Below are 22872 nucleotides of genomic sequence, written 5' to 3'. Positions count from 1 at the left end.
ATGGACAAAATAAAAATACTTTGGGTTGACGACGAAATAGAGATGTTAAAACCTCATATATTATTCTTAGAGAAGAAAAATTATGATGTTACAACTTGTAATAATGGACTTGATGCGCTTGCACTTTTTGACGAAACTAATTTTGATATTGTTTTTCTTGATGAAAATATGCCAGGAATGAGCGGCTTGGAAACATTATCTGAAATGAAAGAAAAAAAATCTTCTGTACCTATGATAATGATTACCAAAAGTGAGGAAGAATATATTATGGAAGAAGCAATTGGCTCAAAAATTGCCGATTATCTTATTAAACCAGTCAATCCAAATCAGATATTGTTGAGTTTGAAGAAGAATTTGGATCACTCGAGATTGATTTCTGAAAAGACAACTTTAGATTATCAAAAAGAATTTAGAAAAATTGCAATGGAAATGGCAATGGTAAATTCTTATGAAGAATGGATTGATTGTTACAAAAAATTATTGTTTTGGGAATTAGAACTCGAAAACATAGAAGACCAAAGCATGATTGAAATTCTTGAATCTCAAAAGGTGGAAGCTAATTCGCAGTTTGGTAAATTTATTGAGCGTAATTATGAAGATTGGTTTTTGCCAAAAGCAGATAAACCTGTTTTGTCTCATAACCTTTTTAGAGAACTAGTAGTTCCTGAAATTACAAAAAAAGACAAACCGATTTTATTTGTAGTAATCGACAATTTACGTTATGACCAATGGAAAACATTAGAAAATGTGGTTTCTAATCATTATAAATTAGAGAAAGAAGTTCCCTATTATGCTATTTTGCCAACCGCCACTCAATATGCGAGAAATGCCATTTTTTCGGGTTTAACACCTTTAGAAATGGAAAAACAATTTCCTCAATATTGGAAAAATGATGTTGAAGATGGTGGAAAAAACCTTTATGAAGCCGAATTTTTAACAGCTCATTTAAAAAGATTAGGTTTGAATATCAAACAAGATTATTTCAAAATCACCAATCTTGCTAGTGGAAAAAAATTGGCCGAAAATTTCAAAGGGTTAAAAGATAACAATCTAGTAACAGTAGTTTACAATTTTGTAGATATGCTTTCACATGCTAAAACTGAAATGGATGTTGTAAAAGAATTAGCTTCCGATGATAAAGCGTATCGATCATTGACAGCGAGTTGGTTTAAAAATTCACCTTTGTTAGAAATTATTCAACAAGCTCAAAAATTGGGTTTCAAGTTGATTCTGACAACCGACCACGGAACTATTAATGTCAAAAATCCTTCTAAAGTTATTGGCGACAAAAACACTAGTTTGAACTTAAGATACAAAACAGGAAGAAGTCTTTCGTATGAAGATAAAGATGTTTATGCAGTAAAAGATCCAAAATTAATTGGTTTACCTGCTATAAATATGAGTAGTTCTTATATTTTTGCAAAAAATGATAATTTCTTGGCTTATGTGAATAATTACAACCATTATGTGAGTTATTATAGAAACACTTACCAACATGGTGGGATTTCACTAGAAGAAATGATTGTACCGTTTTTAGTTTTTAATCCTAAATAAGACAACAAGATGAGAGACTAATGGATGAAAGACTGATTTTTATGAATTCATAGTTTCTAATTCTAAATTCTTAATTTTTTTAAATGAATATCGAATTTTCTCTTACCGAAATCAACGAAGCTGCAGCTCAAGTTTTGGCACAAAATCCAAAAAAAGTAATTCTTTTTAACGGCGAAATGGGTGCCGGAAAAACAACTTTTATTAAATCCTTTTCAAAATTACTTGGTGTAAATGACACTATGAGTAGTCCAACTTTTTCATTAGTCAATGAATATCAAACTATTCAAAACCAAAAAGTTTTTCATTTTGATGTTTATAGAATAAAATCGGAAGATGAAGCACTTGATATGGGAATTGAAGAATATCTTTATTCAGGCAATTGGTGTTTTATTGAATGGTCAGAAAAGATTCCAAATCTTATTCCAGAAGAGTATTCTTTAATTACAATCAAAATGCTTGCTAACGGAAACAGATTGTTAACTTTTGAATAAAAATAACAGATTCGGTTGCTATTTTTTGGTACTTACTAGCTTTTTTATAACTTTATACCAACTATTTTAGCAAAAGTATATGTCTTTAACACCTTTTACCAAGCAACAACTGCTTCCGCAAGAAGAAAAGTTAGAAGTCGCAAGACACAAAAGCGAACTCTTTATTGGTATTCCCAAAGAAACAAGTTACCAAGAAAGAAGAATTTGCCTAACGCCTGATGCTGTTAATTCGCTAACTTCTCACGGACATAGAGTTCTTATTGAAGCTGGTGCAGGTTTAAGTTCTAGTTATTCAGACAAAGAATATAGTGATGCTGGAGCAGAAATAACGGCGGATACTCAAAAAGTTCTAGGTTGTCCTTTTCTATTAAAAGTTGAACCGCTGACAATGAACGAGATTGAATTAGTAAATCCGAATACGGTTGTGATTTCGGCTATTCAATTAAAAACTAGAAAAGTTGCTTATTTTGAAGCATTAACCAAAAAGAAAATCACCGCACTTGCTTTTGAATATATAAAAGATGAAGATGGCTCATATCCTGCTGTAAAATCATTGAGCGAAATTGCGGGAACTGCTTCAGTCTTAATTGCTGCTGAATTGATGATTAACAACCAATTTGGAAAAGGTTTACTTTTTGGAAATATAACTGGCGTTCCTCCTACCGATGTTGTAATAGTTGGTGCCGGAACTGTTGGCGAATTTGCAGCCAAAACTGCTGTTGGTTTAGGAGCAAATGTAAAAGTTTTTGACAATTCCATAACCAAATTGAGAAGGCTTCAAAATAACTTGAGTCAAAATATTTTTACTTCTACTATTCAACCCAAAACTTTATTAAAAGCACTTCGTCGTTGCGATGTTGCCATTGGTGCTATGCGAGGCAAAGAAAGATGTCCAGTTGTTGTAACCGATACAATGGTCGAACACATGAAGAAAGGTGCAGTTATTGTTGATGTAAGTATTGATACAGGTGGCTGTTTTGAATCATCAGAAATTACAACTCACGAAAAACCAACTTTCATAAAACATAACGTAATTCATTATTGTGTTCCTAATATTCCATCGAGATATTCTAAAACCGCTTCTTTATCTATCAGTAATATCATCACTCCTTACCTACTTCAAATTGCGGAAGATGGCGGAATTGAAAGTGCCATTCGTTGCAATAAAGGTTTAAAAAATGGTGTTTATTTATATCACGGAATTTTGACTAATAAAGCTATTGGCGAATGGTTCAATATTCAGTATAGCGATATAAATTTAATTGTTTTTTAAATAAAGAAAACTTTACCTTTGCAAAAAAATATTTCATGAGTTTTAAATATCGATTTGCCTATTACCTAGTAGGTTTTGTTTTAGGAAGTTTTTTTGTAGCAGCAGTTTTAACCGGAAAAGATACGCGATGCAATTATTTTCCAAATGCAAGAGTTTTGAATGATTTGAGAAACAAACCATTTGAATATTCTAAAGAAGCATCGACTGTTTTAGCCGAGAATTGGATTGATACTACTGATATAAAAAACACTTTAACTTATGGTGATGTTGATTTTGATAAAAGCAATATCAAATTTGAAAATGGAAAAATTTATATTGTAGAGGGAAAAACGGTTAAAAATCAAGCTATTGAACTAAAAGTTATAAATTATACTTCCAAAGCTGTTTTAAAAGAAATTAAAAAAAAATAAATTCCTTTAATTTATAGTTGGAAATACAAATAGTAAATGTATATTTGCAGACCTATTTTTTTTTAGGGCGATTAGCTCAGCTGGTTCAGAGCACCTCGTTTACACCGAGGGGGTCGGGGGTTCGAACCCCTCATCGCCCACTAGAAACTTCAACAGAAATGTTGGAGTTTTTTTATTTTATAATAATTTCTTTTTTAGAATTTATTTTTACAATAGTATAAGGATTACTCATTACATCGGTTACTGGTTCACCTGCTTTTGGTTTAACTTCCTTAACTGTTAAGATAACTTGATTTTCGGTTTCTTGAATGTTTTCAACTTTTACTGAGTAACCACCTGAATTCTTTTCTCCAAGATTTAGAATAATAAAATTAGCCGTTTTTATATCTTCTGGTTTGACTTTTCTTTTCAGATTATCATCATTCAACAACATTGTTATTTCCTTTTCTTCTGATAGAATTTCATAAAACTGAATGGATGCACCACCATTATTTTGCTCCGTCAAAATTTCAAATAAAGGTTTTGTTTTTTTTGAAGAATTGGATGCGCAAGAAAACAAAACAAACACGGAAAATAAAGCAATTAATTTTTTCATAATTTGATTGTCAAAGCTTGTTCGTATAAATCTTCATACATTGGCAAAATGTTTTTGATATCAAACTGTTGTGCTACAGACAATGCTCTTTCTTTAAATTCAGAAAGTGTCTTGTCATTTTCTAAAATTTTCAAAGCATTTTGGGCCATTTCATCAATATTACCAACGTTGCTTAAATAACCTGATTGCCCGTCAAAATTAACTTCTGGCAAACCGCCAGAGTTACTTGAAATAACAGGAACACTCCAAGCCATAGCTTCTAATGCTGCAAGTCCAAAACTTTCGGTTTCTGATGGCAACAAAAATAAATCGGTATAAGAAAGAATTTTATCGATTTCATTACTGTTTCCAAAAAAGATTACTTTATCAGAAATACCCAATTCTTCACACAAAATTTCAGCTTTAACTTTTTCTGGACCATCACCAACCATCATCAATTTTGCTGGAATTTGTTCTTGAATTTTGAAGAAAATTTTTATAACATCGGGAATTCTCTTAACTCGTCTGAAATTACTAATGTGTGTCACTATTTTCTCTTCAGGTTTTGCCATAACTGAACGCTGACAGGAAATTAAAGTTTCATTTCGGTGTTTATCCAATTCAATAAAATTCGGAATTACATTGATTTCTTTCTTTATGTTGAAAAGTTTTAAAGTATCATCTTTTAAACTTTGTGAAACCGAGGTAACAAAATCAGATTTATTGATACTAAAAGTAACAGCTGTTTTATAAAATGGATGATTTCCAACAAGTGTAATATCTGTTCCGTGAAGTGTTGTTACCATTGGAATATGAATTCCTTCATCTTTCAACATTTGCTTTGCCATATAACCTGCATAGGCATGTGGAATAGCATAATGAACATGTAACAATTCGATTTTATACAATTTTACCATATCAACTAACTTACTCGAAAGTGCCAGTTCGTATGGTTGATAATGAAACAAAGGATATTCGGGAACATTTACTTCGTGAAAATGCACATTTGGGTTTAGTAGCTCAAGTCGAACGGGTTGTTTGTAGGTTATAAAATGAACTTCGTGCCCACGATGAGAAAGCTCAATACCTAATTCGGTTGCCACAACACCACTTCCTCCAAATGTCGGATAACAAACAATTGCAATTTTCATTTAGAAATTTTTAGAATCACGAAGTTAAAGATACTTAATTAGAAAACTCAAAAAATGAAGTTAAATTATTTGATGATGGCCTCTTGAATGATTTTTTGGATATCTTCTCTAATATTTTCTTTTGATAAAGTATTATAAGTCGAATTTGGAAAAGTTCTATTAGACAAAAACACGTAAATTATTTCAGTTTCAGGATCTGCCCATGCAATTGTTCCTGTAAAACCTGTGTGTCCAAAACTCAACATGGAAACACAATCACAAGTAGCATCTTTTTTATCACTTTGAGGTTTGTCAAATCCCAATCCACGACGGTTTCCTAAATCACAATAATAACAATTGTTAAACATGTCAAAAGTATCTTCTGAGAAATAGCGTTTGGTTCCGTAACGACCTTTTTGCAAATACATTTGCATCATTTTGGCAATATCCATACTGTTTGAAAAAATTCCTGCATGTCCTGCAACACCGCCTTCCAAAGCTGCAGCCATATCGTGTACATAGCCTTGTACTATTGTGTGGCGAAAATAATCATCATCTTCTGATGGCGGAATAACCGATTTATCAAACTTTTGTAATGGATTATATAGTGTATAATTCATTCCCATAGATTTATAGAAATTATCATACGCTAATTTATCAATTGTCTTTCCAGTTGATTTTTTTAGATATTCTGCCAAAATCATAAAGGCAAAATCACTGTATTTATATGTTTTGGTTTCTGCTAATTTACTATTCGCAATATATTTCATTATACTATCATGATAATCGGTTCTAAAATAAAGACTATCAACAACTTTACGAGAAAATTTTGAAGAATACGTTTTGCTATAATATTTATCTAAAGGACATTGCAAACTATCTAATGTTTCTTTATAAAAAGGTTTCCAAGCTTGTAAACGGCCATAATGAGAAAGCACATCAAGAAGATTAATATCTTGTTTATCGGTATCTCTAAAAACAGGTAACATTTCGCCTAAAGTTGTACTTAGAGTTAGCTTCTTTCTATCAAAATGTTGCATGATATTGGGCAAAGTAGCTACCATTTTTGTTATAGAAGCAACATCATAAATATCTGAATTTTGAACCTTCGTTATTTGGTTATAAGTATGATATCCGAATGATTTTTGATAGAACACTTTCCCTTTTCTTGCTACCAGAATTTGCATTCCAGGTGCCATTTTTCTTGAAATTGCTTTGGTAGTAAAGTTTTCAATTTCTTTTAATTTTTCAGAATTAATTCCAACAAATTCTGGAGATGAAAATCCTAGTCTATAAAGATTTTGAGTAGTAATTCCATCATTAATTTTGAAAAAGTTATTGATAGAAACGGGCAATTTTCCTTTTGCTTGTGCTGCTCCAAATATAATTTCGGAAGAAACAATTTGAGCTATTGGATTGTTTTGATAAGAAATAATTAATCCTTCAAAAGCATCAAAGTTAGTGAAAGGTAATAAGGTATAAGGTTTTGCAAACAAGTCAACTATGACTTTATTATTGGCAGCCAAATCGTTAATCAAAGCTACTTCCGCATCGGTTAAATTGGTGTTTCTCCATGCTTTATCAGATGGATGATATCCGACTATTACAATATCAAAATCTTTTAATTTTTCATTTAATTCTGTACTATTTTCACCAGTAACTTCCGTCACAGAAGTATATTTTTTTAATGTTTCAACAAAATCAGAATTAAAATCTTTACCAACTTTTACATAAGCTATTTTCTTAGATAAATCTTTTATAGGTATAATTTTAGAGTCATTTTTTAATACCGTAATTGCATTTTGATAAATCTCATATTGCAATGAATCATTTAGAACCGGATTTATATCGTTATACAAATTATCAATTACAATTGGCTTATAATTTTTTAAACCAACTTTATATTTATGACGAAGAATCTTTTTTACAGATTCAGCAAGTCTTTCTTCAGAAAAAAGAGTGTCATTATAAGCTTTTTTGATAGTTTCAATGGCAACAGGAACATTTTCGGGTATTAATAAAATATCATTTCCTGCTAAAAAAGCAGCTAGTTCAATATCTCCTGGTTTAAAAGCATTACTTGCGCCTTTCATGTTAAGTGCATCAGTAATTATCATTCCTTTAAAACCTAATTCTTTTTTTAGTAAATCGGTAACAATATTTTTAGAAAGAGAACTTGGCGTAGCAGGATTTGGTTCTAAAACAGGAACATTTAGATGTGCTACCATAACCGATTGCAAACCTTCAGCAAACATTTTCTTATATGGATAAAGTTCAACTTCGTCAAGTCTAAGTTTGGTGAAATTGATAACTGGCAATGTATGATGTGAATCGGTAGAAGTATCACCATGACCAGGAAAATGCTTAGCCGTTGCGAAAACACCTTGGCTATTAATGCCTTTCATAAGTGCGATAGCTTTATTTGTGACATCTTCTTTGTCTTCACCAAAAGAGCGAACGCCAATAATTGGATTACTCGGATTGGTGTTAATATCAACCACTGGCGAGAAAGTATAGTGAATTCCCATTCTTTTTGCCTCTGCTCCCATTTTTTTTCCGACCGCTTGAATCAAATTCAAATCTTTAACTGCTCCAAGCGTCATGTTAAATGGAAATTTATAAGTCGAATCAACTCGCATACTCAATCCCCATTCGGCATCAATACCAATAAGCATCGGGATTTTTGATTTTGATTGAAAACGATTATTTAGTTTGGCTTGTTTAACTGGTCCACCTTGAAAAAAAATCAAACCACCAATTTTATATTTTGTGATTAAAGAATCAACAGCAGTATAATGAACTTCGTCTTTGTTAGGATATGCTCCTACCATCATCAATTGGCTAATCTTTTCGTCAAGACTTAATGTATTGTAAATGCTATCAGACCACTGGATTTCAAGTGATGAATCAGAAAAATAATCTGTAGAATCTTTTGTGTATTTTGGAATGGTCACTTCTTGAACTTCTTCTACAATTTCGTGATCATCACCAATTATTTCTTTTTTCTTTACAACTTGAACAGCAGGTGTTTTAGAAATTGGTGTTATATTACTTTTTTTAGAAGCACAGTTTATAGTAATAACAACAATTGTTACCATAAAAAGTACCTTAACAAAAAGGTTTTTTTGATTATAATTCATACTGCTATTTGATTTTTTTTTAAAAGAAACGACTATGCCAACTTTCGGCTGCTGGTACTTCCCAACTTTCGTTCCATTCTTGTATGGTATTCACTAAATTATTAAAAACAATTGTATTTTCAGAAACTGCTTTCTCTTTAGCTAATTTTTTAAAATCAAGTAAGGTTTTGTAGGTTATAAATTCACCTTGCTTGAAAGCAACATTCATTTTATCTAGCAAATCAACTTCGTATTTCTTTTCTAGATTTTGAATAAACGAAACAGAAGAATCAATCGAACAACCCGTTGCAGGATGAACTTCTTGATTAATTGCAATTATTATAAATCGATTGTATTTTATTTGGTAAGAAGCTTCTAAAGAACTTCCATGTGCTGACCAATTGGTTAGAAATTCAACTAAATCTTTTTCGATTTCAGCGATTTCGGTATCAGAAAACTTACGATTGGATTGGTATATCCAAATGCGAGATTCTTCGGGTAATGTTTCAAATGGTATGTACATTTTTTTATTTTTTTTCTAAACCAGAAATGATTTTATAATAACGAAATTCTTTGTTTTTAGGGTCGTAAATCTCAGATTCTGAATAATTAACACTAATAAAATCATTCTTTTTGATTTCATCATTTGTAAATAATGAAGCTGTATCAAAATAATTCAAAAACAAGAAATTATGAACTCTTCCATTTTTATCCTTTACAACAATTGTGGCAAACTGATCAATTTTTATTTCAACAATCTTGCCTTCAATGGTGCTATTTGATTTTACAACAGTATCGTCGTCATCAAATTCCATACTTCCAGCAAAATAGAGTAATTTATCTGGACAAATCGTTGCCATTTTTATACCAATATCACCACCGAATTTTTCCATTTTATCTTTTTCTACCAACAAATCACCATAAGTAGATTTAATTTCAGAAGTATGTTTAGAATAGCTTGCCAAAATACACAACCCAAGTTCGAATTGAAGTTTTTCATCTTTTAAACCTGCGAGCTTTTCTTTTTTAAGTTCTGAGCAAGAACAAACTTCTGCCGTTACAACATCAATTAGTTCTTGAGCTGTTACATTCCAGAAACTAAAAAAAAATAAAAATGCTAAATAAATATATTTCATAATTATAAATCTTGCGCATTTGCTATCAATTCAGCAATATCAAGCACTTTTACTTCACTTTCTTTTTCTTTTACCTTTACACCATCCGTTAGCATTGTGTTACAAAATGGGCAACCAGCTGCAATAATTTCTGGTTTTAATTCTAAAGCATCTTCTGTTCTTTCAACGTTTATTTCTTTGTTTCCTGGTTCAGCATCTTTAAACATTTGCGCACCACCAGCACCACAACATAAACCATTAGCTTTGGAACGTTTCATTTCGACCAATTCAGCATCTAATTTTTGAATTAAATCTCTTGGGGCTTCATAAATATTATTCGCTCTTCCCAGATAACATGGATCATGAAACGTAATTCGTTTTCCTTTGAATTGTCCGCCTTCAATTGTTAATCTTCCAGAATCTAATAATGATTTTAAAAATTCTGTGTGATGAACAACTTCATATTTTCCGCCTAATTCAGGATATTCATTTTTAATTGTGTTGAAACAATGCGGACAAGCGGTTACAATTTTTTTAACTTCATAAGCATTTAGAACCTCAATGTTCATCATAGCTTGCATTTGAAATAAAAATTCGTTTCCGGCACGTTTTGCTGGATCACCTGTACAACTTTCTTCGGTTCCAAGTACAGCAAAATCAACTTTAGCACGATTTAAAATTCGCACGAAAGCCTTTGTAATACGTTTTGCTCTATCATCGAAACTACCAGAACATCCAACCCAAAATAATACTTCTGGTTGTTTGCCTTGAGCCATCATTTCGGCCATTGTAGGCACAATTAAAACTTCTGACATATTTTATTGTTTATGAGTTTATGAGTTTAGAAGTTTATGAGTTTAGAAAAACATAACTGATAAATTCTACAATCAAAAATCGTTATTCTTTAATCAAAATTATTCATGTTGTCCATCGTCAAAAACTTCGATGGTTACTTCTTTTTCTATTAAATCGGTAAATTTTCCTCTGTAACGAGTTGCTTTTACCAAGTGATTGTCTATCCAATGGTAGTTTCCACCTCGAGGTTTTCCAAACAAAATGCCGTGGTATTTGAAACCGTGTTGTTTCAACCAACGCTCAGTATATTCTCTATGAGCCTCAGTTCTTGAAGTAAAAAAGAAAATAATATGTCCTTCATCATACCATTTGTTCAATGTTATCAATGCATCAGGATAAACTTCTGCAGTTAGCATTCTTTCTGGTTCTTCGTTTGGAATGTCGTCACAAACTGTTCCGTCAATATCTATTAAATAATTTTTAATTCCTTCTTTTAAAATTGGACTTAAATGTTGTCCATTTTCAGTTAACGATTGGAGGTTTTTTTCGATGTCTTCCGCTTTCATTTTTTTCAGTTTTTTAATTTCATTTGACAATTTCCCAAGCCTCACAAAGGGAAAATATCAGGTTTATTTATATTTAATTTTCGTCTTTCCAGTTTAATCTGTCCATTTGGTTGTATTGCCATGGAGCACCATTATTTTCTATATTGGTCATCATTGCATTTAATGATTGTGGTGCTGCACTTTGCTCCATAACCAAGTATCTTCTCATGTCCATAATAATAGACAATGGACTTATACTTACTGGACATTCTTCTACGCAAGCATTACATGATGTACACGCCCAAAGCTCTTCAGTAGTGATATAATCGTTTAATAGCGATTTATTATCTGGAACAAAAACTCCTTTATTTGCATCCAAATTTCTACCAACTTCTTCTAGTCTATCACGAGTTGACATCATGATTTTTCTTGGTGACAATTTTTTGCCAGTTTGATTCGCTGGACATGCAGATGAACAACGTCCACATTCTGTACAAGTATAGGCATTTAGCAGTTGCACCCAATTCAAATCTTGAACATCGGAAGCACCAAACTTACTTGGAGCTGCATTTTCATCGACAGGCTGAGCAGCGAATGGATCAGCGTTTGGATCCATCATTAATTTAACTTCTTTTGTTACACTTTCAAGGTTATCAAACTTTCCTTTTGCATTCAAATCTGCATAAAATGTATTTGGGAATGCTAATAAAATGTGTAAATGTTTTGAAAAGTATAAATAGTTTAAGAAGCATAAAATTCCGACAATATGCAACCACCAGAATGTTCTTTCTAAAATGGCAACAAGTTGGTTATTCATTCCATCAAAAATTGGCGCAATAAATTGTGAAACAGGAAAAGAACCAGCTTGATGATAATGTCCGAATCCGCCAACTACATTTTGCAAATGGAAATCGGCTGCATTCATTAGTAAAAATAATGACATTAAAACTATTTCGAAATATAAAATTGTGTTGGCATCTTTCTTTGGAGCACCATTTAAATCAGAACTTGTAAAACGTATTAATTTGATTACGTTTCTTCTTATCCAAAATACAATTACTGTAACTAAAACTAATAATGCTAGTATTTCAAAAGAACCAATTAAGAAATTATACAAACCTCCTAAACCAGAAAATACTCTGTGTGTTCCAAAAAGACCATCAATAATAATTTCTAGTAATTCGATATTGATAATTACAAAACCTACATAAACTATAATGTGTAAAAATCCAGCAATTGGTCTTTTTACCATTTTAGATTGACCAAGCGCAATCATAGTCATGTTTTTCCATCGTTGCGAGGAATTATCGTTTCTGTCAATATCTTGACCTAATTTAATATTACGAATTAGCTTTTTTACATTGATAGCAAAATAGCCAAAACCTATAATAAGGAGAATTGCAAATAGTATATTATCTAAAAAACTCATAGCGGTTAGTTTTTACTTTTTGATTGTATCGGAAACTGGTTCATTATAAGGTTTGTTTTTCTTTCCAAAAAGAGAAACATTGACATATCTGGTTGGATTTAATCGCAAATCTTGAAGCAGTAATTCTAATTCTTTGGATGCTTTGGTGAAATTGGTGTACATTTTATCATCTTTCATCAACTTACCAACCGTTCCATTTCCTGATTCGATACTTGTCATGATTTTGTTTACATTATCTAAAGTAGTTTGTAATTTAGTAACCATTTCGTTCAATTTTGCTTTCTCCAAGTCGGAAGAAATATTGGCAAAACTTTGCGTTGTTTTGTCTAAATTAGTAACAGCAGAACCAATTTTGGCTTTGTTTTCAACTAACATTCCATCAATATTTGAAGAAACATGACTGAAATTAGCTAACGTTGTGTTCAATTCTTTTACAGCTGCTTTTAAATTGGCTTGTGTTTGTGCGTCTAAAACGGAATTGATATTAGTAATCATAACATCAGCATTTGCCAACAATTTTTCTAAACGTTCTTGAAGCGGTTCTAATTTATCTCCGAAAGATGAAATCAAACCAATTTTTACATTTGGCATCAGTCTATCACCGGTTACAGCCATGTTCTGATCTTTATAATTTGGAATAATAGCAATTTGTTTTCCGCCAATAAAACCAGGCTCATATATTTGAGCAACACTTGATTTAGAAATAGGAAAATCTTCTTCGTTAATTTGAAGTTCAATCAATAATTTCCCCATTTTGGTCAAGTTAATTGAATTTACTTTTCCAATAATTTTTCCACTAACAGTCACAGGTGCTCCAGTTGCAAGACCTTCAACGTTTTCGTATTCAACATACAATTTTTTATGATCATTTAGTATGTTGCTTCCTTTTAAAAAACTATAGCCCCAAATAAATAATACTATTGAGGCAATGACTAATATGGCGGTTTTAATTTCTCTTGTAAATTTCAAAATAAGTAGTTTTTAACAAATTTAGATTATTTTTTTTATTTGATAGCGTCTTTAATGTCTATTCTTTTTCCATCTTTAAAGGCTATAAGATAAGCTGTTGTAAAACCTTTATCTTTTGCTTCTTGAAGATTCATTTTAGCCGTTTGATAATCAGATGTTGTGCCATAAGTGTATTTGTATAATCCACCTGTTTCATATTTCATATCAACATTTTTCAACCCTTTAAAATTTTTAGGTTTTAAATCAAGTTTCTGATTAGCAGCCATGATTTGAACTTTGAAAATAATTCCGTCAGTTTCATTTAAACTATCAGTTTTCACAATATTTTCAGCTTTTGGAACTACTGTATCTGTTTTGGCAGGAACAACAACTTCTTCTTTTATAGGTTTTGTTATTTCTTTTACTTCTTCCTTACTATACTTAGGTTTTTCTTTAAAATCATCATCATTTGTTCCATAATATTCTCTTTTATAACTAATTATGGCATCAGCTATTGCTTGTGCAATTTGATTTTGACCAAACTCAGAACCCAAATAATTTCCTTCACTAGGATTGGATATAAATCCTGTTTCAACCAAAACTCTTGGCATTGAAGCCTTATGCAACACCATAAATGGCGCAGGAGAAACACCTCTGTTTTTTCTTCCTAAATCATGCGTAAACTTTTCTTGAATTTTGCTTGCTAACGAAATACTGTTATCCATATATTGCTCTTGCAAAACAGTTGCTCCAATAATAGTTTCGGGATTATTTATATCAAAACCTTTGTAGTTTTTCTTATAATCTTTTTCTAAAGTAATAACCGAGTTTTCTCTTTTTGAGACCGCTAAATTAGACGCGTTTTTGTTAATACCCATTACAAATGATTGAGAACCATAGGCTTCAGCCCTAGCAATTGCATCGCAGTGAATAGAAACAAAAATGTTGGCTCCAGCACGATTTGCAATATTTGCACGTTCAACTAAATCGATAAAAACATCTGTTTTACGTGTATAAACAACTTCAATATCTGAATGCTTTTCTAATATTTTTCCCGTTTTAAGAACTATTGCAAGTGTAATTTCTTTTTCGGTATGTCCATTATATTTAGCTCCTGGGTCATGTGCTCCATGCCCTGCATCAAGTGTTACAATAAACTTTTCACTATTTTGTGCCCAAATTGCATTCGTAGTAAATACAAAAACAAAAAGAAATAGTAGTAATCTAAATTTATGTTTAATGTTCATAGAACTAATAAAGTTAATTTTTATAAAAAGCGTATCGTTTTAAAATTTATAAATGTTTATTTTTGGCGAAAATTAATACGTATGTTTGGCGTATCAATAATTACGCCATATTTTTACAAAAATAGTATTTAAACCTTTGCGCACAAACTTATTTAATATCGTTTTATCAGCAATTTTCCTAACAATTGGAATATCCAAAAGTTATTCACAAGAAATTGGCAATAAAACCTTGACTATACCTGCTAATAAACAAGCAGATAGCACTCATATTTCAATACCAAGTTTACTTACCGAAAAAGATTCTACCAAGACAGATTCTGTCAAAAAAAAGAAGTCTGTTATAGAAAGTAAAATCAAAAGAAAAGCAGTTGACTATGAAAAAATAGATCAAGAAAAGAAAAGAATTACACTTTATAATAAAGCTGAATTATACTATCAAGACATCGAATTAACGTCGGGAATCATCGTTTTAGACTATGAAAAAGATGAAGTTTATGCTGGTAGAATAAAAGATTCAACTGGAAAGTATACACAATTACCCGTTTTCAAACAAGGTGCAAATGTTGTAGAACCCGATTCTATTAGATTCAATTTTAAAACCAAAAAAGCATTAATTTGGAATTCTAGAACCGATCAAGGTGAATTTAAAGTAAAAGCAGAAATTTCAAAAAGAGAAAATGACTCAGTCTATTTCTTAAAAGGTGCACGATTTACAACTGCCAAAGATATTGAAGATCCAGAATATTATTTTAAAACTAACAAAGTAAAATTTGTTCCCGGAAAAAAAGTGGTTACAGGTATGACCAATATGGTAATTGCCAATGTACCAACACCTCTTGCCTTACCTTTTGCCTTTTTTCCAATGACTACCGAAAGTGTTTCGGGTTTGATTATTCCAACTTTTAATGATACGCGTGCTCAAGGTTATGCGTTGCAAAATGGAGGTTATTATTTTGCACTTGGCGATATGTACGACTTAGCCATTCTTGGCGATTATTATACCAATGGAAGTTATGCCATGCGATTTGAATCGAGTTATGCAAAACGATATAAATTTAGAGGAAATGTGAATGTGCGTTTTGAAAATCAAATTTTTGAAGAACGCGGCTTTCCAAATTATTCAAAATCGAGAATTTATAATATTCAATGGTCACATTCGCAAGATGGAAAAGCAAATCCGAATTCTAGATTCTCGGCTTCGGTGAATTTAGGAAGTAGCAAGTATTTTCAACAATCTCTTAATCAAGTAAATGTTGGTTCGCAGTTGAACAATACATTAAGCTCATCTATTTCGTATTCCAAAACATTTAATTCTGTTCCTCAAGTTAATATGTCGTTAACGGCTACTCATAGCCAGAACACGCAATCGCAAGAAATAAATATGACGTTGCCAACGCTTCAAGTTAGTGTTGACAGAATATTTCCATTTGCACCAAAAGATGCACCAAAAAAAGGATTTTTTAAAAATATCAATTTACAATATAATTTGCTTGGCGAAAATCGTTTTAAAACAACTGATGAATTCTTTTTTAAATCAGAAATGTTTAAAGAAGCAATGACTGGTATGAAACACTCTATTCCGTTGAGTACCAACTTTAAGGTTATGAAATATTTTAGCGTTTCATCATCTGTAAATTATGAAGAAATTTGGTATTTGAAAACTATTAAAAGAGAATATGATGCTAATTCAGATAAAGATATAACTTCAACTGTTAATGGTTTTGATGCTTTTAGAACCTATTCCTATTCAACAGGTATTGGAACAACGGTTTACGGAACATTTAATTTGGGTGAAAACAAAAAAATCAAGTCGATTCGTCATGTCATGAAACCAAACTTATCATATAGTTATACACCAAGTTTTGAAAAATATTACGATACTTATGCTTCTGACGCAAGTGGTCGTATGGAAATTAAAGAATACACCCGTTTTGAAGGCGGAATGTACGGAGCACCAGGAATTAGTAAATCCAATAGTTTCGGATTTAGTTTAAGCAATACTTTTGAAGCAAAAGTTACTGATAAAGACAGTACCAAAACGGAACCTAAAAAAATAATGTTGCTTAACAATCTTAACTTTCAAACTAGTTATAATGTAATTGCCGATTCGTTGCGTTGGTCACCTTTGAGAGTTAGCGGCGGAACATTATTATTTAAAGACAAAATGAACGTTAATTTTGGAATGACATTAAACCCATACGCGCTTGATAATTCTGGAAAAACAATCAACATGTTTAATATTGATAATGGTGGAAGTTTGTTTAGAATGACAAGTGCCAATATGACTTTGAATTATTCACTTTCAAGCAAAGGTGGCGAAGATGAAAAGAAAAAAAACAAACAAGGTGCGCGAAATGGTGGTCGAGAAGATGACTTATTTGGTACGAATGTCGATTTTAGTGACCGACGAGAAAGCCAATTTACCGACGATGATGACGAAGAAGACAACTTTAAAGGGTTTTTCAAATCGGTAATTCCTTGGGATATGACACTCGCCTATCAGCTGACTTATAGCAATGATAGACGTGAAAAGAAAATTTCTGGAAACTCTTTAATGGTTTCTATGAATACTGATTTGTCGCCCAAATGGAAAATTGGAGCTTCTACTGGTTATGATTTTGTACAAAAAGGTGTTACGTTTACCCAACTTCGATTTGAAAGAGATTTATTGAGTTGGCGAATGGATTTTAACTGGTCGCCTTTTGGAAACAACTCATTTTGGGGATTTTTTATTGGAATAAAAGCGGGTGTTCTTAGCGATATTAAGTGGGAGAAAAATAAACCGAGATAATTTCAGAATTTAGAATTTAGAAATTTGAGTTTAGAATTTAGATAACAATTTGCACATGAAAAAAATAATAATTACTAGCGATGCTCCTGCTCCTATTGGTCCTTATAACCAAGCGGTTTTGGTGGGAAATACACTTTATACTTCTGGGCAAATAGCCTTGAATCCTGCTACAATGGAATTGGTTCTTGATGATATTGAAACCGAAACCAAGCAAGTAATGGAAAACATGAAAGCGGTTTTAGCAGCAGCCGAAATGACATATGAAAACGTGGTAAAAACAACCATTTTCATTATGGATATGAATGACTTTGCCAAAATAAACGGTGTTTACGGAAGCTATTTTAACGAGTCAACCGCACCAGCAAGAGAAACGGTACAAGTAGCTGGCTTACCAAAAGGCGTGAATGTTGAAATCTCAATGATAGCAGTTAAGTAAATTAACGTTGACAGAAAAATAGTAATCCTTAAGAGTGAAAACTTTTTGGGATTTTTTTATATTTACAATTGTTGTTTATGTAAATAGACGTTAGTTAGTAACTGTTTTTTACACATCATAACCTTAAAAATTTTCCAATAAAATGAATTATTCTAAAGTTGCAAATGATTTAATCAAATTAAAAAATACTGACTTAGAATTAAGAGAAAAATTGATTGAGAAAAAAAAACTCTCTCAAGGTTATGATGTTGAAATGGAAAATCTTCACATTAGCAATGCAAAAAAACTTAATGAGATTATTGATAAGGTCGGTTTTCCTACAATTGAAAAAGTTGGAATTGAAGCAAATGAATCTGCTTGGCTAATAATACAACATTCTATTAGTGAACCTTATTTTATGAAAAAATGCTTGAAGCTTTTAGAGAATATAAGCGTTGAAAATAAAAATTGCGAAAAAAATTTGGCTTATTTATCAGATAGAATAGCTGTATTGGAGGGAAAACCTCAATTATATGGAACTCAATTTGACTGGGACGAAAATGGTGAATTAAGTCCAAATATTTGTGATGATTTTTCGAAGGTCAACATTCGAAGATTAAAAATTGGATTATGCACTATAGAAGAACAAACACAAAAAATAAGACAACAAGCAAAAAATGAAAATCAAAAAGCACCAAAAAACCTTAATGAAAGAAAAATTGAAATTGATCTTTGGAAAAAAAAAGTTGGTTGGATTAAATAAAAACAACTACTAAAAGTTGTTTCTCGCACTGGCTAGCTTGGGATTTATTTATAGAATGCAATTTTTAAAACTAAATTTTTTGTTGTATATGTGAATGTTAGTAAGCAAAATAAGAAGCTGTGAAAAGCAACAAAACGTTGAAATTTTGCTATATATACAAAACTCCTACTCCATCTCATCAATTCCCAAAAGCAACAATTGTGCTGTAGCTTCGTTAGTGGCTAATGGTACATTGTGAACATCACAAATCCTTATTAACATATTAATGTCGGGTTCGTGCGGATGGCTTGAGTTGGGATCTTTGAAGAATAAGACCATTTTTGTTTTCCCTTCGGCTACGCGAGCCGCTATTTGTGCATCGCCACCTTGTGGTCCTGAAAGCATTTTTTTGACTTTAAATCCAGCTGCTTCGGCTTTTCCGCCTGTTGTGCCAGTGGCTATAAGTTTGATGTTTTCTTTGTGAAGAATATGCTTATTTTTATCTAGAAACTGAACCATGTCAGCTTTTTTTCCGTCGTGGGCAATTATTGCTATTTCCATAAGTCATTGCGAGGCACGAAGTAATCCTCTTTTAATTGATTAGTTATTTATCAAGTTTATTCAATTTTAATGATCAAAGCCCTTCGACTGCGCTCAGGGTGACACAAATATCGCAAAAAAAACCTGAAAATTTCTTTTCAGGTTCTATTCTATTATTTATTCAAAACGTGGTAAGCGATTAATCCGTCGATTGGTCGTCTTAAAACGTTTCCTATTTGAATTCCGTATTCAGTTAGAATTTCTGTTAATTCATCTTTCAAATAAAAAGCTATTGAACCTACAAAATGTACTGGAACTTCTTTGCAATTTTCATATTGCATAATGTAGTTTTTAGCAAATTTCTTTAATTCTTTGTAAATGATTTTTTTACAAAATTCAGTATCTTTATTTTTGATGATAAACTTAGCAAAAGTGGCTAAATAGGCATTTGGATTGGCTTCTTTATACAAATTAGCTTTGATATAATCGGCATCTAAATTGTATTCTTCTTCAAATTCTTTGGCTAAATCTTTTGGCATTTTATTGAAATAATATCCGCGAATCAATGAACGTCCAAAACGATTTCCTGAACCATCATCCATAGCAATGTAACCTAACGATTGTACTTTTTGATGCAAAACTGTTCCGTCAAAAAAGCTACAATTAGAACCTGTTCCGAGTATGCAAACAATGGCTTGTTCGCCTTTTGGAGTTGTTGCATAAACAGCAGCATAAGTATCTTCATGAACAGCTACTGCTGCATTTGGGAAATATTCTTTAAAAACATCTGCTAAAAAATCTTTCATTCTTTCGGTTCCACAACCTGCTCCGTAGAAAAAAAGATGCGTAGCTTTTTCTTTGTTATGCTCAATATCAAACTTTGCATCCAATCGGCTTATTACATCTTCTTTTTTTAAAATTTCAGGATTTAAACCCAATGTTTGTGTGGTAAAAAGGACTTTTCCATTGTCATCAATGGCTATCCAGTCAGCTTTTGTAGAACCACTATCAACTAATAATTTCATTTTGTTAAGTGATTAGTAATTAGTGATTAGTGACTAGAACTAACGCTAATTATTTGGTTTGTTTAGTTTTTTTGTGAAAAAATCCCGTTACTAGTTAGGCAACGGGATTTCAAATATATTATAATTTTGCAATATGTACAGCTAAATCAATTAATTTACTTGAATAACCATATTCGTTATCATACCAAGAAACTAATTTGAAGAAAGTAGAATTCAATCCTATTCCTGCTTTAGCATCTACGATAGAAGTTCTTGAATCACCAACAAAATCTTGAGAAACAACATCATCTTCAGTATATCCTAAAATTCCTTTCATTTCATTTTCTGAAGCTTTTTTCAAAACTGCCATAATATCTTCATAAGAAGTTTCTTTAGCTAATTTTACAGTTAAGTCAACTACAGAAACATCAACTGTAGGAACACGGAACGACATACCTGTTAGTTTTCCATTTAATGCAGGAATTACTTTTCCAACAGCTTTAGCAGCACCTGTAGATGAAGGAATAATATTTACACTTGCAGCACGTCCGCCTCTCCAATCTTTTCTTGATGGTCCGTCAGCAGTTAATTGAGTAGCGGTTGTAGCATGAACAGTTGTCATAAGACCTTCAACAATTCCGAAATTATCATTGATAACTTTTGCTAATGGCGCTAAACAGTTTGTTGTACATGAAGCATTAGAAACAACAGTATCTGTAGCTTTTGCTTCTGTATGATTTACACCCATTACAAACATTGGAGCATCAGCAGATGGAGCTGAAATAACTACTTTTTTAGCACCACCATCAATATGATATTGAGCTGTTTCTAAAGTGGTGAAAATTCCAGTACATTCTGCAACGATATCAACATCAACGTCTTTATCATCCCATTTGATTAGTTTTGGATCTCTTTCTGCAGTAACTCTGATGAATTTATCATTTACATAAAGTTGTCCGTCTTTAACTTCCACTTTTCCGTTGAAACGACCGTGAACTGAATCATATTTTAATAAATAAGCTAAGTGATCTACATCTAATAAATCATTGATAGCTACTACTTCTACATTATCTCTGTTAAATGTTTCTCTGAAAACGATTCTTCCAATTCTTCCGAAACCATTTATTCCTAATTTTACTTTTGACATCTTATTTTATTTTTATATTGTATTATTATTTGATATTGTAATTGATTTTGATTTTTGATATTGCAATTGATTTTTGATATTGAACTATGTTGTCATTATATCAGAAACTCTTACTAATTCGTGATCTATTTCTGAATGACCTTTAATAGCTTGTTCAAGTGGTGTAAGTGCAACTTTATCATTAAGAATTCCAACCATAAAATTTGATTTTCCTTCTAAAATAGATTCAACTGCTTTAACTCCTAATCTTGATGCTAGAACTCTATCATAACATGAAGGTGAGCCACCACGTTGCATGTGACCTAATACAGAAACACGAACATCATATTCTGGCATATTTTCTTCAACATAATCCTTTAATTCGAATACGTTTTTACCTATTTTATCGCCTTCTGCAATAACCACGATACTTGAAGATTTTCCAGATAATTTGCTTTTTCTTAATGATTCTAAAAGTCTTTCTAAACCTAAATCTTCTTCAGGAATAAGAATTTCCTCTGCTCCTGCTCCAATTCCTGCGTTTAGTGCAATGTGACCAGCATCTCTTCCCATAACTTCCACAAAGAAAAGTCGGTTATGAGAACTTGCTGTATCACGAATTTTATCAATACATTCAACAACAGTATTTAATGCAGTATCGTAACCTAATGTGTGACTTGTTCCAAAAATATCATTATCGATAGTTCCTGGAATTCCCATTACTGGAAAATTATATTCGTTATTAAAAACTTCTGCTCCTGTGAAAGAACCATCACCACCAATAACTACTAATGCTTCAACTCCAGCTTCAACTAAATTTTTGTGTGCTTTTGCACGACCTTCAACTGTCATAAATTCTTTTGAACGAGCTGATTTTAAAATTGTTCCACCTTTGTTTATAATATTGTGTACAGAACGTGGTCCCATTTCTTTAAAATCACCTTCTATCATTCCTTGATAACCTCTGTAAATTCCAACACAATCAACATTATAATAGGCACAAGTTCTAACCACAGAACGAATAGCAGCATTCATTCCTGGAGAGTCACCACCAGATGTTAGGACAGCTATTTTTTTTATCGTTTTTGACATATTTTTATGTTTTAAAATGTAAATTTAGCAAAGAATAACCATATAAAGCACCTGAATTTTACCAATATGATAAAATATGGTAAATTCAAACGTTTTCGTTGATAAGTTTTTAATTTTTACTTATTTAGATGAAAAATTAATCCTCTTGAGGTGCCGACTCTTTCTTTTGTTCGGTAGTTTCTTTTTTCTTTTTGGAAGAATCAGTAAAGTTTATAAATTCTGGTAGAACTTCAGAATCAGGAACTTCTTTTTCAGATTGTTTTTCTTTTTCAATCTTTTGGTTTTTGAATATCTTGTGAAGTAGTTCTTGAAAAGTGTCAAAATCAACTTCATACGAAATTCCGAAACCTTGTGTGTAGCCAATGTTTTGACCAAGATAATTAATATCGTTTTCTCTGTTAAAGAACTTCAAATTCAAAGTACCATCTTCGTTAACTCGGTATTGTATTTCGACATTTCCAACAATAGCAGATTGATTAATACCTCCAACAGGCACACCCGCTTTTCCATTGAAAGTTATACGTTCGTTTAT

General features: G+C 31.7%; 22 protein-coding genes and 1 tRNA gene. 8 read left to right on the top strand and 15 right to left on the bottom strand.

The annotated features are described in order from the left end of the window. From O9267_RS08000 to O9267_RS07980, 5 genes are all read left to right on the top strand, one after another. Complete coding sequence (locus O9267_RS08000; RefSeq protein ID WP_298177946.1) at positions 1-1554, top strand: bifunctional response regulator/alkaline phosphatase family protein; 1554 nt, start codon at positions 1-3, stop codon at positions 1552-1554. 83 nt (positions 1555-1637) lie between these two features. Next, positions 1638-2045, top strand: a complete 408-nt coding sequence (tsaE, locus tag O9267_RS07995; RefSeq protein ID WP_298177944.1) for a tRNA (adenosine(37)-N6)-threonylcarbamoyltransferase complex ATPase subunit type 1 TsaE — start codon at positions 1638-1640, stop codon at positions 2043-2045. 79 nt (positions 2046-2124) lie between these two features. Continuing rightward, the gene (locus O9267_RS07990) at positions 2125-3318 is read left to right on the top strand and encodes an alanine dehydrogenase (RefSeq protein WP_298177942.1); all 1194 of its coding nucleotides are present in this window, start codon (positions 2125-2127) and stop codon (positions 3316-3318) included. A gap of 35 nt (positions 3319-3353) precedes the next feature. Beyond that, on the top strand, positions 3354-3728 hold the full coding sequence (locus tag O9267_RS07985; RefSeq protein WP_298177940.1) for a DUF4258 domain-containing protein: 375 nt from the start codon (positions 3354-3356) through the stop codon (positions 3726-3728). A 65-nt stretch (positions 3729-3793) separates the two neighbouring features. Further along, positions 3794-3868, top strand: a tRNA-Val gene (locus O9267_RS07980). Positions 3869-3900: 32 nt separating this feature from the next. Here O9267_RS07980 and O9267_RS07975 read toward each other — a convergent pair. From O9267_RS07975 to O9267_RS07930, 10 genes are all read right to left on the bottom strand, one after another. Further along, the gene (locus O9267_RS07975) at positions 3901-4323 is read right to left on the bottom strand and encodes a protease complex subunit PrcB family protein (RefSeq protein WP_298177937.1); all 423 of its coding nucleotides are present in this window, start codon (positions 4321-4323) and stop codon (positions 3901-3903) included. After that, the gene (gene bshA / locus O9267_RS07970) at positions 4320-5453 is read right to left on the bottom strand and encodes an N-acetyl-alpha-D-glucosaminyl L-malate synthase BshA (RefSeq protein WP_298177935.1); all 1134 of its coding nucleotides are present in this window, start codon (positions 5451-5453) and stop codon (positions 4320-4322) included. Before bshA ends, O9267_RS07975 begins: the two co-directional genes overlap by 4 nt. A gap of 65 nt (positions 5454-5518) precedes the next feature. Further along, positions 5519-8572 carry a glycoside hydrolase family 3 N-terminal domain-containing protein gene (locus tag O9267_RS07965; RefSeq protein ID WP_298177933.1) on the bottom strand — a complete coding sequence of 1018 codons (3054 nt, stop codon included), beginning with the start codon at positions 8570-8572 and terminating at the stop codon, positions 5519-5521. Between the two features lie 19 nt (positions 8573-8591). Next, complete coding sequence (locus O9267_RS07960) at positions 8592-9074, bottom strand: ABC transporter ATPase (protein WP_298177931.1); 483 nt, start codon at positions 9072-9074, stop codon at positions 8592-8594. Between the two features lie 4 nt (positions 9075-9078). After that, positions 9079-9687, bottom strand: a complete 609-nt coding sequence (locus O9267_RS07955; RefSeq protein WP_298177929.1) for a hypothetical protein — start codon at positions 9685-9687, stop codon at positions 9079-9081. Positions 9688-9689: 2 nt separating this feature from the next. Further along, on the bottom strand, positions 9690-10481 hold the full coding sequence (locus O9267_RS07950; RefSeq protein ID WP_298177927.1) for a (Fe-S)-binding protein: 792 nt from the start codon (positions 10479-10481) through the stop codon (positions 9690-9692). A gap of 99 nt (positions 10482-10580) precedes the next feature. Then, complete coding sequence (locus O9267_RS07945; protein WP_298177925.1) at positions 10581-11027, bottom strand: phosphoheptose isomerase; 447 nt, start codon at positions 11025-11027, stop codon at positions 10581-10583. 73 nt (positions 11028-11100) lie between these two features. After that, positions 11101-12435 carry a (Fe-S)-binding protein gene (locus O9267_RS07940; protein WP_298177922.1) on the bottom strand — a complete coding sequence of 445 codons (1335 nt, stop codon included), beginning with the start codon at positions 12433-12435 and terminating at the stop codon, positions 11101-11103. 12 nt (positions 12436-12447) lie between these two features. Beyond that, positions 12448-13404 (bottom strand): MlaD family protein, encoded by a 957-nt coding sequence (locus tag O9267_RS07935; protein WP_298177920.1) that lies wholly within the window; start codon positions 13402-13404, stop codon positions 12448-12450. Between the two features lie 35 nt (positions 13405-13439). Then, positions 13440-14630 (bottom strand): N-acetylmuramoyl-L-alanine amidase, encoded by a 1191-nt coding sequence (locus O9267_RS07930; RefSeq protein ID WP_298177918.1) that lies wholly within the window; start codon positions 14628-14630, stop codon positions 13440-13442. A 109-nt stretch (positions 14631-14739) separates the two neighbouring features. Here O9267_RS07930 and O9267_RS07925 point away from each other — a divergent pair, with 109 nt between their 5' ends. The 3 genes from O9267_RS07925 to O9267_RS07915 all read left to right on the top strand — a co-directional run bounded on the left by O9267_RS07925 (position 14740) and on the right by O9267_RS07915 (position 18599). After that, entirely contained in the window at positions 14740-17421 is a 2682-nt protein-coding gene (locus tag O9267_RS07925; protein WP_298178229.1) for a putative LPS assembly protein LptD, read from the top strand. 55 nt (positions 17422-17476) lie between these two features. After that, on the top strand, positions 17477-17857 hold the full coding sequence (locus O9267_RS07920; RefSeq protein WP_298177916.1) for a RidA family protein: 381 nt from the start codon (positions 17477-17479) through the stop codon (positions 17855-17857). 142 nt (positions 17858-17999) lie between these two features. After that, positions 18000-18599, top strand: a complete 600-nt coding sequence (locus tag O9267_RS07915; protein WP_298177914.1) for a DUF6624 domain-containing protein — start codon at positions 18000-18002, stop codon at positions 18597-18599. 165 nt (positions 18600-18764) lie between these two features. On the opposite strand, the gene O9267_RS07910 is transcribed toward O9267_RS07915, so the two are convergent. The 5 genes from O9267_RS07910 to O9267_RS07890 form a co-directional block, all read right to left on the bottom strand. Continuing rightward, entirely contained in the window at positions 18765-19139 is a 375-nt protein-coding gene (locus O9267_RS07910; RefSeq protein WP_298177912.1) for a methylglyoxal synthase, read from the bottom strand. A 152-nt stretch (positions 19140-19291) separates the two neighbouring features. Next, on the bottom strand, positions 19292-20143 hold the full coding sequence (locus tag O9267_RS07905; protein WP_298177910.1) for a BadF/BadG/BcrA/BcrD ATPase family protein: 852 nt from the start codon (positions 20141-20143) through the stop codon (positions 19292-19294). 118 nt (positions 20144-20261) lie between these two features. Continuing rightward, positions 20262-21269, bottom strand: a complete 1008-nt coding sequence (gene gap, locus O9267_RS07900) for a type I glyceraldehyde-3-phosphate dehydrogenase (RefSeq protein WP_298177907.1) — start codon at positions 21267-21269, stop codon at positions 20262-20264. 84 nt (positions 21270-21353) lie between these two features. After that, entirely contained in the window at positions 21354-22340 is a 987-nt protein-coding gene (gene pfkA / locus O9267_RS07895) for a 6-phosphofructokinase (RefSeq protein ID WP_298177905.1), read from the bottom strand. 136 nt (positions 22341-22476) lie between these two features. Then, on the bottom strand, positions 22477-22872 hold a 396-nt coding region (locus O9267_RS07890; RefSeq protein ID WP_298177903.1), incomplete at its 5' end, for a translocation/assembly module TamB domain-containing protein.

Source organism: Flavobacterium sp. (genome assembly GCF_027531705.1).
Classification (GTDB): domain Bacteria; phylum Bacteroidota; class Bacteroidia; order Flavobacteriales; family Flavobacteriaceae; genus Flavobacterium.
This window is presented reverse-complemented; position numbering and strand designations above follow the sequence as displayed.